At 72.8% G+C, this 13,593-nt stretch carries 10 protein-coding genes and 1 pseudogene; 4 read left to right on the top strand and 7 right to left on the bottom strand.

Going from position 1 to position 13,593, the window contains the following annotated elements:
* Both IEY94_RS14220 and IEY94_RS14215 read right to left on the bottom strand, forming a co-directional pair.
* The coding region (locus IEY94_RS14220; RefSeq protein WP_189170621.1) for a KamA family radical SAM protein at positions 1-1,069 on the bottom strand (1,069 nt) is incomplete at its 3' end.
* A gap of 80 nt (positions 1,070-1,149) precedes the next feature.
* Positions 1,150-5,202, bottom strand: a complete 4,053-nt coding sequence (locus tag IEY94_RS14215) for a Pls/PosA family non-ribosomal peptide synthetase (RefSeq protein ID WP_189170620.1) — start codon at positions 5,200-5,202, stop codon at positions 1,150-1,152.
* A gap of 695 nt (positions 5,203-5,897) precedes the next feature.
* Here IEY94_RS14215 and IEY94_RS14210 point away from each other — a divergent pair.
* Positions 5,898-6,614 (top strand): response regulator transcription factor, encoded by a 717-nt coding sequence (locus IEY94_RS14210; protein ID WP_189170619.1) that lies wholly within the window; start codon positions 5,898-5,900, stop codon positions 6,612-6,614.
* A 2-nt stretch (positions 6,615-6,616) separates the two neighbouring features.
* Entirely contained in the window at positions 6,617-8,230 is a 1,614-nt protein-coding gene (locus tag IEY94_RS14205) for a sensor histidine kinase (RefSeq protein WP_229783847.1), read from the top strand.
* 52 nt (positions 8,231-8,282) lie between these two features.
* Here the strand turns inward: IEY94_RS14205 and IEY94_RS14200 are convergent, their stop codons facing one another.
* Positions 8,283-9,326: a hemolysin family protein gene (locus tag IEY94_RS14200; RefSeq protein WP_189170618.1), complete on the bottom strand. Its 1,044-nt coding sequence runs from the start codon at positions 9,324-9,326 to the stop codon at positions 8,283-8,285.
* Positions 9,323-10,639, bottom strand: a complete 1,317-nt coding sequence (locus tag IEY94_RS14195) for a hemolysin family protein (protein ID WP_189170617.1) — start codon at positions 10,637-10,639, stop codon at positions 9,323-9,325. The genes IEY94_RS14200 and IEY94_RS14195 overlap by 4 nt, the downstream gene beginning before the upstream one ends.
* 184 nt (positions 10,640-10,823) lie before the next feature.
* Between IEY94_RS14195 and IEY94_RS14190 the strand changes: the two genes are divergently transcribed.
* Positions 10,824-11,909 carry an S-(hydroxymethyl)mycothiol dehydrogenase gene (locus IEY94_RS14190; RefSeq protein ID WP_189170616.1) on the top strand — a complete coding sequence of 362 codons (1,086 nt, stop codon included), beginning with the start codon at positions 10,824-10,826 and terminating at the stop codon, positions 11,907-11,909.
* Positions 11,906-12,535 (top strand): MBL fold metallo-hydrolase, encoded by a 630-nt coding sequence (locus tag IEY94_RS14185; RefSeq protein WP_189170615.1) that lies wholly within the window; start codon positions 11,906-11,908, stop codon positions 12,533-12,535. The genes IEY94_RS14190 and IEY94_RS14185 overlap by 4 nt, the downstream gene beginning before the upstream one ends.
* Positions 12,536-12,563: 28 nt before the next feature.
* On the opposite strand, the gene IEY94_RS14180 is transcribed toward IEY94_RS14185, so the two are convergent.
* From IEY94_RS14180 to IEY94_RS24005, 3 genes and pseudogenes are all read right to left on the bottom strand, one after another.
* Positions 12,564-12,746, bottom strand: a complete 183-nt coding sequence (locus IEY94_RS14180) for a hypothetical protein (protein WP_189170614.1) — start codon at positions 12,744-12,746, stop codon at positions 12,564-12,566.
* A complete protein-coding gene (locus tag IEY94_RS24010) occupies positions 12,710-13,177 on the bottom strand; it encodes a Scr1 family TA system antitoxin-like transcriptional regulator (RefSeq protein ID WP_373291292.1) in 468 nt (155 codons plus the stop codon). Before IEY94_RS24010 ends, IEY94_RS14180 begins: the two co-directional genes overlap by 37 nt.
* A gap of 48 nt (positions 13,178-13,225) precedes the next feature.
* Positions 13,226-13,354: pseudogene (locus tag IEY94_RS24005) on the bottom strand (helix-turn-helix domain-containing protein); the annotation flags it as partial.
* Between the last annotated feature and the right edge of the window lie 239 nt (positions 13,355-13,593).

Genomic DNA, 13,593 nt, shown 5'->3' with positions numbered 1-13,593 from the left:
TGTAGAAGTAGTACGGCAGGATCCCCGCCTCACCCTGCAAGCCGAAGCACAGGTCCAGCAGGGCCTCCGGGGTGTCGTTCACGCCGCGCATGAGCACGCCCTGGTTGCGGACGTCCCGGATCCCGGCGTCCAGCGCCGCCCGGGTCGCCGCCGCCACCAGCGGCGTCAGCGACTGCACGTGGTTGACGTGCGTGTGGATCGCCACGTTCACCCCGCGCTCGCGGGCCAGCTTGGCCACCCGGCCCAGCCCGTCGACCACGTCGGACTGCAACCAGTGCTGCGGCAGGCCCATCAGCGCCTTGGTCGCCAGCCGGATGTCCCGGATGCTGTCGATCTCCAACAGCCGGGTCAGGTACGACTCCAGGTTCTTCCACGGCACGTTCGCCACGTCGCCGCCGGAGACCACCACGTCCCGCACGCCCGGCGTCGCCCGCAGGTAGTCGATGTGCGCGTCGTACCGCGCCACCGGCTTCAGGACCAGCTTCAGCTTGTCCACCTGCGGGGTCGAGTTGCCCACCAGGTCCATCCGGGTGCAGTGCCCGCAGTACTGCGGGCAGGTCGGCAGCAGCTCCGCCAGCACCTTCGTCGGGTACCGGTGGGTCAGGCCCTCCGCCACCCACATGTCGTGCTCGTGCAGCGAGTCGCGGGTCGCGTACGGGTGCGACGTCCACTCCACGTGCCGGTCCGACGCCACCGGGATCATGTACCGGCGCACCGGGTCGGCGTAGAACGCCTCCGTCGTCATCGGCTCGAACGGCACCATCGTGTTGATCATCTGCGGCGGCACCAGCATCGACATCGTCGCCAGCCGCGCCTGGTCGTCGGCCAGGTCGGTGTAGAACCGCTCGTCGAGCAGGTCGCCCATGAGCGTGCGGAGCTGACCGATGTTCTTGATGCAGTTGACCCGCTGCCACTGGGCGGATTCCCACTGCTCGCGGGTGATGCCCCGCCAGCCGGGGAAGCGGGTCCAGTCCGGCTCGACCAGGGGCCGGCGCCGGTAGTCGTATGGCTGGCCGAGCTGCGGCACGTCGAGCGACGTGCCGGCAGCCGGCTCGGCAGTGATGGTCATCGGTGCTTACCCCCACATGTTGCGGATGTTGGAGAGAGAGTGGTCCCCGGTGGCGCGGGCCGCCGGGCGGCGGTACTGGATCAGCGGTGGCCGGCGCCCGCCAGGGTGCGCTCGGTCAGGGCCTCGCCGGCGACGCGCTGTACGGGCAGCGGGTCGCGGCGGACGGCCGGCACCGGCGCGGCGGGGGCGACCGGTCGGGCCACCTGCTCGCACGGGATGCCGTGCCACGCGGTGTGCTCGGGCAGGGTCTCCCCCTTCATCAGCAGGGACAGCGGGCCCAGCGAGGCGCCGCGGGAGAGCACCGAGTCGTACAGGACGATGGCCATGTTGCCCACCGTCGACTCGGCCTCGATCCGCATGCTGCTGGACTTGAACACCCGGTCCTCGAACAAGTGGTTCTGCACGACGGCGCCGTGGTTCAGCGCGGCGTGGTCGCCGATCTCCACCAGGTCCCACTCGGAGAACAGCGTCGTGGCCAGGTACACCCGCTTGCCGAGCTTGACGCCCATCAGGCGGAAGAACGGCGCGGCGAACGGGGTGCCGAGCAGCGACGACACGGCCGGCGAGAAGACCGACTCGTAGATGCCGTTGACCATCTCGTTCAGCCAGACGTACGTGCACCACAGCGGCTTGATCACCGGCTTGAAGGTACCCATGATCGTCTTCTTGAGGAAGGCCACGAACAGCATCGACGCGACCGCGAAGGCCATCGCCACCACCGGCGCGACCAGCGCGACCCGCAGCACGCCGCCGGTGGACAGCGCCCACCACAGGCAGTACAGGTACGGCACCAGCGCGGCCAGCCCGACGTAGTACGGGATCAGCACCCGCAGCCCGTCGATCAGCGCCCGCTGCAGGTACAGCGACTTCGAGGGCTGGAACGTCACCGCCGGGTCGAACGAGTCCACCTTGACCCGGTGGGTCAGCGTGAACGCCTCGGCGCCCAGGCCCTCCCAGCCGTCCGGGGTGGTGTCCATCCCCGCCGGCGGCAGCGACTGGACCCCGAGCAGGCCGTTGTCGCCCATGCTCTTGCCCATCGGCAGGATCGCGCTGTTGCCGACGAAGCTGCGCGCCCCGATCCGGTTCCAGCCGACCTGGAACACGCCGTGGTGCACCCGCTTGCCGCCGATGATCGCGCCGTCGGCGAAGAAGCTCTCCGGGCCGATCTCGGTCAGCTCGGGCTGCATGCTCCAGATCGTCGAGATCTCGGCCCGCCGGGCGATCTTCGTGCCGAACAGCCGCAGGAACGGCGGCAGGTACAGCGTCGTGTAGATCGGCAGGAACGCCTGCTTCACCCGGGTCATCAGCAGGTCCGACATCCACTTGCGGACGTACAGGATGCTCTCGGTCCGGTACACGCCCGGCTCGATCCGGTGCAGGATCAGCCACTTGAAGAAGGCGGACAGGTACACGCCGATCACCAGCAGCACCGGCAGGGCCAGCGCGAGCGCCGCGATCGAGGTGGAGATGCCCAGGTGCAGCAGCATCCAGCGGAACAGGAACATCAGCGCGAGGAACATGCCGCTGCCGAGCCAGAAGAAGAAGTCCACCGCGGCGACGTGCAGCCAGCCGAAGAAGAACCGCTTCGCGGTCGAGGCGTGCGCGGTCCGGTCCGGCAGCTCCACCGGCGCCGGCACCGCGGGGGCGCCGCGGCGGCGCTCGCCGTCGGCCATCACGTGCCCGTCGGGCAGCAGCGACTGGTCGTCCAGCGCGCAGTCGTCGCCCATGGCGGCGTTCAGGCCGATCGCCGAGTGGATGCCGACGAAGCAGCGGTCGCCGATGTCGACCCGGCCGAGCTTGAGCAGGCCGTCCTCCACCCGCCAGCCGAGCAGGTGGGTGGACGCGCCGACGCTGCTGTCGTCGCCGATGCTGATCAGGTCCCAGGCGCCGACCTCGGTGGTCATCAGGTGGCAGCGCTTGCCCACCCGGGCGCCCATCAGCCGGAAGTACAGCGACATGACCGGGGTGCCGACCAGCGCGCCGACGCCGCTCATCGCGGTGAACCGGGCGGCCAGCCAGAACCGGAAGTAGTAGAAGCTGTAGAGCTTGTGCTCGCCCGGCTTGTACCGGCCGATCAGGATCCACTTGGCGGCGATCGACAGCACGATGATCAGCGGCCAGCCGCCGAGGGCGAGCAGGCTCGTGATGATCACGAACCAGAGCGTCGACAGCTCGCCGAGCACCCAGAACACGGTCAGGAAGAAGGCGACCGCGGGGAGCAGCGAGAAGAACGCGCCGAACAGGTACATCGACAGCGCCTGCAGCGTCCAGGTCGTCCACCGGGACAGCTTGGACTGGCCCTCGTACACCTCGCGGGCGCTCGGGCCGCGCGGCGGCACGCCGGCGCTGCCCGGCACGGGCGCGGGGCCCAGGCCGTCCAGGTGCGCGGCCAGGCCGCGGACGGTCGGGAACTTGTACATGTCCCGGACCGTCACCGGGTGCCCGACGGTGTCCCGCATCGAGGTCGCGGCCTTGGCCGCCACCAGCGAGTGCCCGCCCAGGTCGAGGAAGAAGTCCGCGGTGACCGAGACGGCCGGCGCGCCGAGTACCTGCGCGTACACGTCCGCGATCCGGGCCTCCATGGGCGTGGCCGGCGGGTCGACGTCGCCGACCGCGCGGGTGAGCTGCTGGCTCGGCGGCGGCAGCAGCTTGCGGTCGACCTTGCCGCTGGTGGTCCGCGGCATCTCCGGCATGACGTCGAGGAAGGTCGGCAGCATGTACGGCATGAGCCGGTCCTGGAGCAGCCGCAGCACGCCGTCGCGGTCCAGGTCGGCCGCGGGGGCGTCGGTGACGACGTACGCGGCGATCTCCTGCAGGCCCTCGACCTCGACGACCTTGACCGCGGCGGCCTTGATCTGCGGCCACTCGGTGAGCACCGACTCGATCTCGCCCAGCTCGACCCGGTTGCCGCGGATCTTCACCTGGCCGTCGATCCGGCCGAAGAACTCGAATTCGCCGTACTCGTTGCGCCGCACCAGGTCGCCGGTGCGGTAGATCCGGCACGGGTCGTCGCCGTCGAGGCTGACGAACGCCCTGGCGGTGAGGTCCGGCTGGCGGACGTACCCGCGGGCCAGCGTCTCCGACCGGATGACCAGCTCGCCGGACCCGCCCTCGGGGACCGGGCGCAGCTCCTCGTCCACGACCTCCAGGTGGTACCCGCGCAGCGGGCGGCCGATGTTGATCGGCACGCCGGCGCGGCAGCGGAAGGCGGTGGTGTTGACCGTGGCCTCGGTGGGGCCGTACACGTTCCACAGCGCCAGCCCCGGCCGGTCCCAGCGGGCGACCAGGTCGGGCGGGCAGACCTCGCCGGAGAGCACGATCGTGCTCAGGCTCGGTACCGGGTGCCCCATCGTCGCGAGAACGGTGGGAACGGTGGAGAAGTAGTTGACGTCCAACTCGGCGAGGTGCAGGGCCAGGTCGTCGCCGAACTTCGGCGCCCCGGTCTCCGGGACGACCAGCGTGGAGCCGTTGGAGAAGGCCATCCAGATCTCCTCGATGCTGCCGTCGAAGCACAGCGAGAAGCCCTGGTAGACGCGGTCGGTGGGAGCGGTCGCGCAGACCTCGTTGAAGGCGCTGACGAAGCGGGTCACGTGCCGGTGCTCCGTCATGATGCCCTTGGGCCGGCCGGTGGTGCCGGAGGTGTAGATGACGTACGCCAGGTCGTACGGCGAGACGTAGCCGACCGGCGGCTCGGGCTCGTACGGCGCCGGGGCCGCCAGCGCCACGTACGGCGAGTCGACGGTGATGACCTCCACCGGCGTGGCCGGGTAGGCGTCGTCGGTGCGGTGGGCCAGGTCCAGGTCGGTGAGGCAGAGCGCGACGCCCAGCTCGTCGCTGATGTGCCGGATGCGCTCGGTCGGGTAGCCGGGGTCGATCGGCACGTACACCACGCCGGCCTTGTGGCAGGCCAGGATCGCGGCGATGGCGAGGTCGGAGCGGGTGAGGAAGAGGGCGACGAAATCGCCGCGCCGGGCGCCCAAGGCCCGGATATGGCGGGCCAGCCGGTTGGCGGCGGCGTCCAACTGCGCGTACGTGGTCGCGCGCGGGCCGCAGGTCACCGCGATCGCGTCAGGCGACTTACGTGCGGTGGCCTCGAAGAGCTCGTGCAGGCACAGCTCCGCTGCCGACTCCATGGCAGTCCTTTCTCCAGCTCTGGCACGGGTGCCCCGCCGAGGTGGATCGGCCGGGCCAAGCTTGGGTGGGTCCACATGCGAGCACTACCCACATGCCGGAAATGAGCCCCCCGCACCTGAAACGTGCCGCTATCGCACGGCGGTGCGGGATATGGCTCTTGTCCGCGGTTCCGCGACCGCCGGCGCTTACGCCGCGGTCGTATGACCGACCACAAAGACGGAACGACTATGGCGGCGGTCGCGGTACGCCGCAAGTCGATACAACACGTGCGGGCGGCAGTGGATCGGCGCGGTCATCTGTGAGACACCAATCTCTCGGCTGGGCTTGTGCCGCTCTAGACGGCTACGTGCGGTTTCCTCCCCCGGAAGTCCCGCACGCTCGGCTATCGAACCCATGAACGCTGGGGAAAAGCTCGTAGCAACCTCAGAGCAACCTCGGAGCCGAGGAACTGTCCGCTATGTACTCCCTGCACAGACATCGATCGATACGATCTGTAATGGAATCGTCACATCCCATCACGGTGTCTCCCGGGAACCGGGACGCATCCGTGCGCAATGAGCGACGTCGATAGATCGTTAAGGTACCGCTAAGCTGCTCCCAACAGATTTTCCGCGCAACCGCTACAGGAATTCGGATGCAGTCTGAGACGAACTGGGCAGCCGGAACGACCGTCAGTGCCCCGGCAGTCGACCAAATGGCCACATCTGCGCGGGTCGAGCGGGTACTCGTCGTGGACGATGAACCCAACATCTGCGCGCTCCTCGCCGCCACCCTCCGGTTGGTCGAGTTCGATGTCCGGGTGGCCGGTACCGGGACCGACGCGCTCGCGGAGGTCGAGGATTTCGACCCGGACCTTATCGTGCTCGATGTGATGCTGCCCGATCTGGATGGCTTCGAGGTGGCCCAGCGCATCCGCGCCAGGGGTCGACACATGCCGATCATCTTCCTGACCGCCCGGGACGCGGTCGAGGACCGCATCTCCGGCCTGACCGTCGGCGGCGACGACTACGTCACCAAGCCGTTCAGCCTGGAGGAGGTGGTGCTGCGGATCCGGGCCATCCTGCGCCGCAGCCGGACCGACCCGGAGGGCCCCGGGATCAAGCCGCTGCTCACCTTCGCCGACCTGGAACTGGACGAGGCCGCCCACGAGGTGCGCCGGGCCGGGCGGCAGGTCGACCTGTCCCCGACCGAGTTCAAGCTGCTCCGGTACCTGCTGATCAACGCCGGCCGGGTGGTCAGCAAGGCGCAGATCCTGGACCGGGTGTGGAACTACGACTTCGACGGCGACGGCCGGATCGTCGAGTCGTACGTCTACTACCTTCGTCGCAAGATCGACCGACACGGGCCGGCGCTGATCCACACGGTCCGCGGCGTCGGGTACACCCTGCGCCTGCCCCGCGAGGAAGTCTGACCTTGTCCGCGGACGAGGAGGAGCCGACGCTGGACCTGCGCGCCGCCCCCGCCCCGGCGGCGGCGCGCGCCGGCGCGCGGTGCCGCTGCCCCGGCCGCGGCTTCCTGCGCCCCTGGCGACAGTGGACGCTGCGCTCCCGGCTCATCCTGGTCACCAGCGTCATGGCGGCGCTCGCGCTGGTCGTCGCCGACACCGCCGGCCTGGTCCTGCTGCGCAGCTACCTGACCGCCAAGATCGACCGGCAGCTCATCGGCCTCAGCCGCCCGTACGCCCGCGGGGCCGACCCGGAGAGCGGCGTCGTCACCGGCGGCGGGCACCGGCGGATGGCCAAGCGGCTCGGCCCCGACCAGGCCCTGATCGTCTTCGGCCCGGACGGCCGCCGGGAGACCCGGCACGGCTGGATCACCGGGGCGTCGCAGCCGCGGGTGGAGTCGTTCGAGACGCTGCTCGCCCGGGCCCGGACCAAGACGCCGTACACCGTGCCGGCCACCGACGGGCAGACCGAGTGGCGGCTGCTCGCGGTACCGGTCGGCAACACCGGCGGGCTCGTCCTCGTCGGCGTCGCGCTGGACGAGGTCAAGCAGACCAGCGAGCGGCTGCTGTTCATCGACATCGGCGTGACGGTGACCGTCCTGCTGCTGCTCGGCCTGGTCGGCGGCGCGGTGATCCGGCTCGGGCTGCGCCCGCTCACCCGGATGGGCGAGACCGCCGCCGAGATCACCCGCGGCGACCTGGCCCGCCGGGTGGACGACGACGACCCGCACACCGAGGCCGGGCAGCTCGGCGCCGCGCTGAACTCGATGCTCACCCGGATCGAGGCGGAGATCGCCGCGCGCCGGGCGTCCGAGGAGCGGCTGCGCCGGTTCGTCGCCGACGCCTCGCACGAGCTGCGCACGCCGCTGACCTCCATCCGCGGCTTCGCCGAGCTGTACCGGCGCGGCGGCGCCCCGCCCGGCCCGGTCCTGGACGACACGATGTCCCGGATCGAGCAGGAGGCCACCCGGATGGCCGCGCTGGCCGAGGAGATGCTGCTGCTGGCCCGGCTGGACCAGCGCCGCGCCCTCCAGCGCGCGCCCGTCGACCTGCTCCAGGTGGCCGCCGACACGGTCCGGGACGCGCACGCCCGCTCCCCCGGCCGGTCGGTGAAACTCGCCGCGCTCACCGACGACGCGGCCACGATCGAGCCGGTCACCATCCCGGGCGACGAGCCGGGGCTGCGGCAGGTCGCGGCGAACCTCGTCGCCAACGCGCTCCAGCACACCGCCGATTCGGTACCGGTGACCGTCCGGGTCGGCCGGCAGTCGCGCGGCTGGCCGGGCCCGGCGCCGCAGGCCAGCGCGCCGGGCGCGGTGGCGCTCGCCGGGCCGTGCGCGGTATTGGAGGTCACCGACACGGGGGCGGGGGTCGCGGACGCGCACGCGGAGCGGCTGTTCGAGCGCTTCTACCGGGCCGATTCCAGCCGGGCCCGGGGGATCAAGGGCGGCGGTACGGGGCTGGGGCTGGCGATCGTCGCGGCGATCGTGAACGCGCACGGCGGGCGGGTGGAGCTGCACCGGCCGGAGGACGGCGGCGCCACCTTCCGCGTCCTCCTGCCGACGAGCCCGTCGGGCGGCTGATCGCGCTCCGGCGCCCCTCCCGCTCATGCGTTGCGGTTCGTACCCCCTGTTTCTACGTGGCCGGGAGGGGGTCTGTTTCGTCGGTGAACTCGCCCAGGAGTTGCTCCAGGAGGTCCTCCAGGGTGACCAGGCCGGTCAGGGTGCCGGCGCGGTCGGTGGTCAGGGCGAGCTGGGCGCGGTGGCCGCGCAGGCGGCGGACCGCCGCGGCCACCGGCAGGTCCGCGGGCAGGCGCAGCGCGGGCGTGGCCAGGTCGGCCGCCGACGCCGTACGGCCGGCGCTGGTGGCCCGGACGGCGTCGCGCAGGTGCACGAAGCCCACGATCGCGCCGTCGCGCACGACCGCCAGGCGGGAGCGGCCCGTCTCGCGGTACCGGCGCTCGATGCCGGCCGCGTCGGTGTCGGCGGGGACGCCCACGATCGCGTCCGCCGGGATCATCACCTCGGCCAGCGTCGTGCGCTGGACGGCCAGCGCCGCCGTGAGCAGGTCGTGCTGGCCGACGCTGAGCGTGCCGTGCTCGCGCGAGGCGACGACGAGCAGGCGCAGCTCCTCCGGGCCGTGCGCGGTCGACAGCTCGTCGCGCGGCTCGACGCCGAACAGCCGCAGGCAGGCGTTCGCGATGCCGTTGAGCGCCCGCAGCGCCGGCCGGGTGAGCCGGGTGAACAGCCGGAACGAGGGCGCGAGCAGCAGGGCGGCGCGCTCCGGGCCGCTGATCGCCCACGACTTCGGGGCCATCTCGCCGATCACCACGTGCAGGAAGCCGACGAGCAGGACGGCGGCGATGAAGGCGACCGCGTAGGCGGCGGCGTCCGGCAGGCCGGTGGCGCCCAGGACCGGGGAGAGCAGGTCGGCGACGGTCGGCTTGGCGAGCGCGCCCAGCCCGATCGTGCACAGGGTGATGCCGAGCTGCGCGCCGGCGAGCATCATGGACAGCTCGCGGACCCCGTCCAGCGCGGCGCCGGCCGACCGGCTGCCCCGGGCGGCGGCCTCCTCCAACCGGTGCCGCTTGGCGGCGACCAGGGCGAACTCGGCGGCCACGAAGAACGCGTTCAGGGCCAGTAGCAGCAGCGAGACGGCCAGCGACCAGGCGGGCGTCACGACGGCTCCCCCGCGCGGACCGCGACCCGGACGGGCACGTGCCGCTGGACGGCCTCGACCCGCAGGGTGACCGCCGGCTGCCCGACGCCCGGCGGCAGGACCACCTCGTCGCCGACCGCGGGCAGCCGGCCGAGGGCGTGCAGCACCAGCCCGCCGACCGTGTCGTACGAGTCGTGGCCGGGCAGGGCGATGCCGGTGGCGTCGGCGACCTCGTCCGGCCGCCAGCGGGCGGGTACGGACCAGGCCCGCTCCCCCAGCTCGCGCGCGGCCGGGCTCGGGTGGTCGTCCTCGTCCCGGATCTCGCCGACCAGCTCCTCGGCGATGTCCTCCAGCGAGAGCACGCCCGCGAAGCCGCCGTACTCGTCCACCACGCAGGCGAGCTGGCGGCGCTCGGTGCGCAGCAGGTCCAGCGCGGCGGGCAGGGGCAGCGACGCCGGTACGAGCAGCGGCGGCGCCGCCACGGCCCGGGCCGGGACGTCCGGCCGGGTGGCCGCGGGCAGGTTGGCCAGGTCGGCGACCGAGATCACCCCGACCAGGTCGTCGACGCTGCGGCCGGTGACCGGGAACCGGCTGTGCCCGGTGTCCAGCAGCGCCACGACGGCGGCGGCCGGCGCGTCGGCGGCGACGGTGACGACGTCGACCCGCGGGACCATCACCTCGCCGGCGGTCCGGCGGGCGAAGTCGAGGCCGTGGTCGAGCAGCCGGGAGGTGTCCTCGTCGAGCAGGCCGCGGTCGCGGGAGGCGGCGATGATCCGGTCCAGGTCCTCCGGGGTGGCGCCCTGCGGCAGCTCCTCCACCGGCTCGATGCCGACCCGGCGCAGCAGCCGGTTGGAGACGCTGTCGAACACCCGGATCACCGGCCCGGCGACCGTCAGGTACAGCAGCGTCGAGCGGGCCAGGGCCCGGGCCAGCGGCACGGGGCGGGCGATGGCGAGGTTCTTCGGGGCCAGCTCGCCCAGCACCATCTGGATCACGGTCGCCAGCAGCAGCGCCAGCGCCACGGACACCGACAGGCTCACCGCCGCCGGCAGCCCCGCCGCGCCCAGCAGCGGCGCCAGGCCCTCGCCCAGGAACGGTTCGGCGACGTACCCGGCGAGCAGCGCGGTCACGGTGATGCCCACCTGGGCGCCCGACAGCACGAACGACAGCCGCCCGGTCACCCGCAGCGCCCGCTGCGCGGCGGCGTCGCCGTCGTCGGCGAGCGCGCGCAGCCGGCCGCGGTCCACGGCCACGTACGCGAACTCCTGCGCCACGAACCAGCCGGTCGCGGCGGTCAGCGCCAGAATGAGCGCGAGGCCGGTCAGGATCAGCATACGGCGATCCCGCGGTGGGGTGGGCGCCGGGCGTGGACCGGGGGTCCGCCCGGCCCGGGTCTGTGACCGTCAGCCATCGGCCGACGGTACCAACCGCGCCCGGGTACCCGCTGTGTGACCCGGTCGGGCGGGTGCCGGCCGTAAGCTCGGATGCCGGGAGAGTCCCGCGACGAGGAGGTCCGACGTGCCGTACGAGGTCAGTGGGGTCATCGCCCCCGGCAAGGGCGAGCCGACCCGGCTCACCACGATCGTCGTGCCCGACCCGGGGCCCGGCGAGGCGGTGGTGAACGTCCGGGCGTGCGGGGTGTGCCACACCGACCTGCACTACGTCCAGGGCGGCATCGGCGACGACTTCCCGTACCTGCTCGGCCACGAGGCCGCGGGCACGGTCGAGGCGGTCGGGGCCGGGGTGACCGACGTGGCGCCCGGCGACTTCGTGATCCTCAACTGGCGGGCCGTCTGCGGCTCCTGCCGGGCCTGCAAGCGCGGCCGCCCGCAGTACTGCTTCGCCACCCACAACGCGAAGCAGCGGATGACGCTGCCCGACGGCACCCCGCTGTCCCCGGCGCTGGGCATCGGCGCGTTCGCCGAGAAGACCCTGGTCGCGGCCGGACAGTGCACGAAGGTCGACCCGGCCGCCCCGGCCACCGTCGCCGGCCTGCTCGGCTGCGGCGTGATGGCCGGCGTCGGCGCGGCGGTGAACACCGGCGGCGTGCAGCGCGGCGACTCCGTAGCGGTGTTCGGCTGCGGCGGCGTCGGCGACGCCGCGATCGCGGGCGCGGCCATGGTCGGCGCCACCACGATCATCGGCGTGGACCTGGACGACCGGAAGCTCGGCTGGGCGCGCGAATTCGGCGCCACCCACACCGTGAACGCCGCGGACACCGACCCGGTGGCCGCGATCCGCGAGCTGACCGGCGGCTTCGGCGTCGACGTGGCGATCGAGGCGGTGGGCACCCCGAAGGTGTACGAGCAGGCGTTCTACGCCCGCGACCTGGCCGGCACGGTGGTGCTGGTCGGGGTGCCGCGGCCGGAGATGCAGCTCACCCTGCCGATGCTGGAGGTGTTCGGCCGCGGCGGGGCGCTGAAGTCGTCCTGGTACGGCGACTGCCTCCCCGAGCGGGATTTCCCGCTGCTCATCGCGCTGTACCGGCAGGGCCGGCTGCCGCTGGACCGGTTCGTCACCGAGGAGATCGGGATCGGCGACCTCGAGGCGGCGTTCGCGAAGATGGAGCGCGGCGAGGTGCTGCGCAGCGTGGTGGTCCTGTGACCGCCCGACTGGACCGGGTCGTGACCGCCGGGGTGTTCACCCTGGACGGCGGCTCCTGGGACGTGGAGAACAACGTGTGGGTCGTCGGCGACGACCGCGAGTGCGTGGTGATCGACGCGGCGCACGACGCCGCCGCCATCGCGGCCGCCGTCGGGGACCGGCGGCTCGTGGCGGTCGTCTGTACGCACGCGCACAACGACCACGTGAACGCGGCGCCGGAGCTGGCCGACCGGTACGGCGCGCCGATCCTGCTGCACCCCGACGACCGCCCGCTGTGGGACGCCACCCACCCGGGCCGCGCGCCGGACGCCGAACTGGGCGACGGCGAGGTGATCGCGGTGGGCGGCCTGGACCTGCGGGTGCTGCACACGCCGGGGCACGCGCCGGGGGCGTGCTGCCTGTACGCGCCGGCGAGCGGGGTGGTGTTCAGCGGGGACACGCTGTTCCGGGGCGGGCCGGGCGCGACGGGGAGGTCCTACTCGGACTTCCCGACCATCATCGACTCGATCCGGGGCCGCCTGCTGGTGCTCCCCCCGGACACGGTGGTCCACCCGGGCCACGGCGGGTCGACGACGATCGCCGCCGAGGCCCCCCACCTGCCCGAGTGGATCGAGCGCGGCCACTGACGCCCGCCCGCGGCCCGGCCGGTCGCGGTCAGGTGGGGAGGCGGGCGAGGGCGGCGTGGATCTCCGGGCGGGCGGCGTCGCCCTCCAGCGACTGGGACCACAGTTCGTCCAGCCAGGCGCGGTAGCGGGGAACCGCGTCGCCGCGGACCACGTGCTCGGTCACCGCGTCCTCGATCACCACCAGGTCGTCCAGCAGGGCGAACGAGACCACCGGCGGCGCCGGGCCGCGGTCGGCACCGGCATCACCCCGAACCGGACGCCGGGCAGCCCGATCACCGACAGCAGCCGGTCGAGCTGCGCCCGCATCACCGCCGGCGGCGCGACCAGGTAGCCGAGCGCCATCGGGGTCAGCAGGAACTCGAACCGCTTCGCCGGGTCGTACAGGTACGGCTGCCGGGCGAGCCGGGCCCGGACGGCGTCCGCCACGCCGGCGTCGCCCAGCGCGTGCCGCCGGGCGGCGTCGGCGAACACGGCCCGGGCGTAGTCCGGGATCTGGAGCAGGTCGGGGACGTACGCGGTCTCGAAGGAGGCGACGACGCGGCTGGCCGCGACCGCCTCGTGGTAGTCGAGCTGGACGGCGGCCAGGCCGCCCGCGAGCCGGGCCCGCCACGACCGCTGGGTGCACCGGAGCGCGGCGAGCAGCTCCGCCGGCAGCGCGTCGTCGCCCGGCGAGCAGCTCCGCAGCCAGGTGCGCAGGTCGGCCTCGGTGGGGAGCTGGCGGCCATTCTCGATCTTGGACACCTTGGAGCCGGGCCAGTCGGCGGCAGCGGCCAGTGCGCGCCCAGAGCGCCCCGACTGTACCCGGATCACCCGCAGCCGGACGCCGAGCGCCCCGGCATCAGCGGCGACTCACCGCCCGACGGTGGGCCCGATGCACCATCGGAATCCGGCAGCTCCGGTCGGAATGATTCCATTGTGCGCCCTCCGGCCGTCCGAGTGGCGCCAGATTTCCATTCGGCCGCCCGGACGGGAAGGTATTGGCGCCAACCTTTCCCCCTTCGCGATACGCGCGGCGGCGCGCTGCCACTTCCGTCGTACGCCGGCGGAACGGGGGAAAT

This window comes from Pilimelia anulata, from assembly GCF_014647895.1.
GTDB lineage: Bacteria > Actinomycetota > Actinomycetes > Mycobacteriales > Micromonosporaceae > Pilimelia > Pilimelia anulata.
Note: the sequence above shows the minus strand (reverse complement) of the source record. Positions and strands in the feature narration are given on the sequence as shown.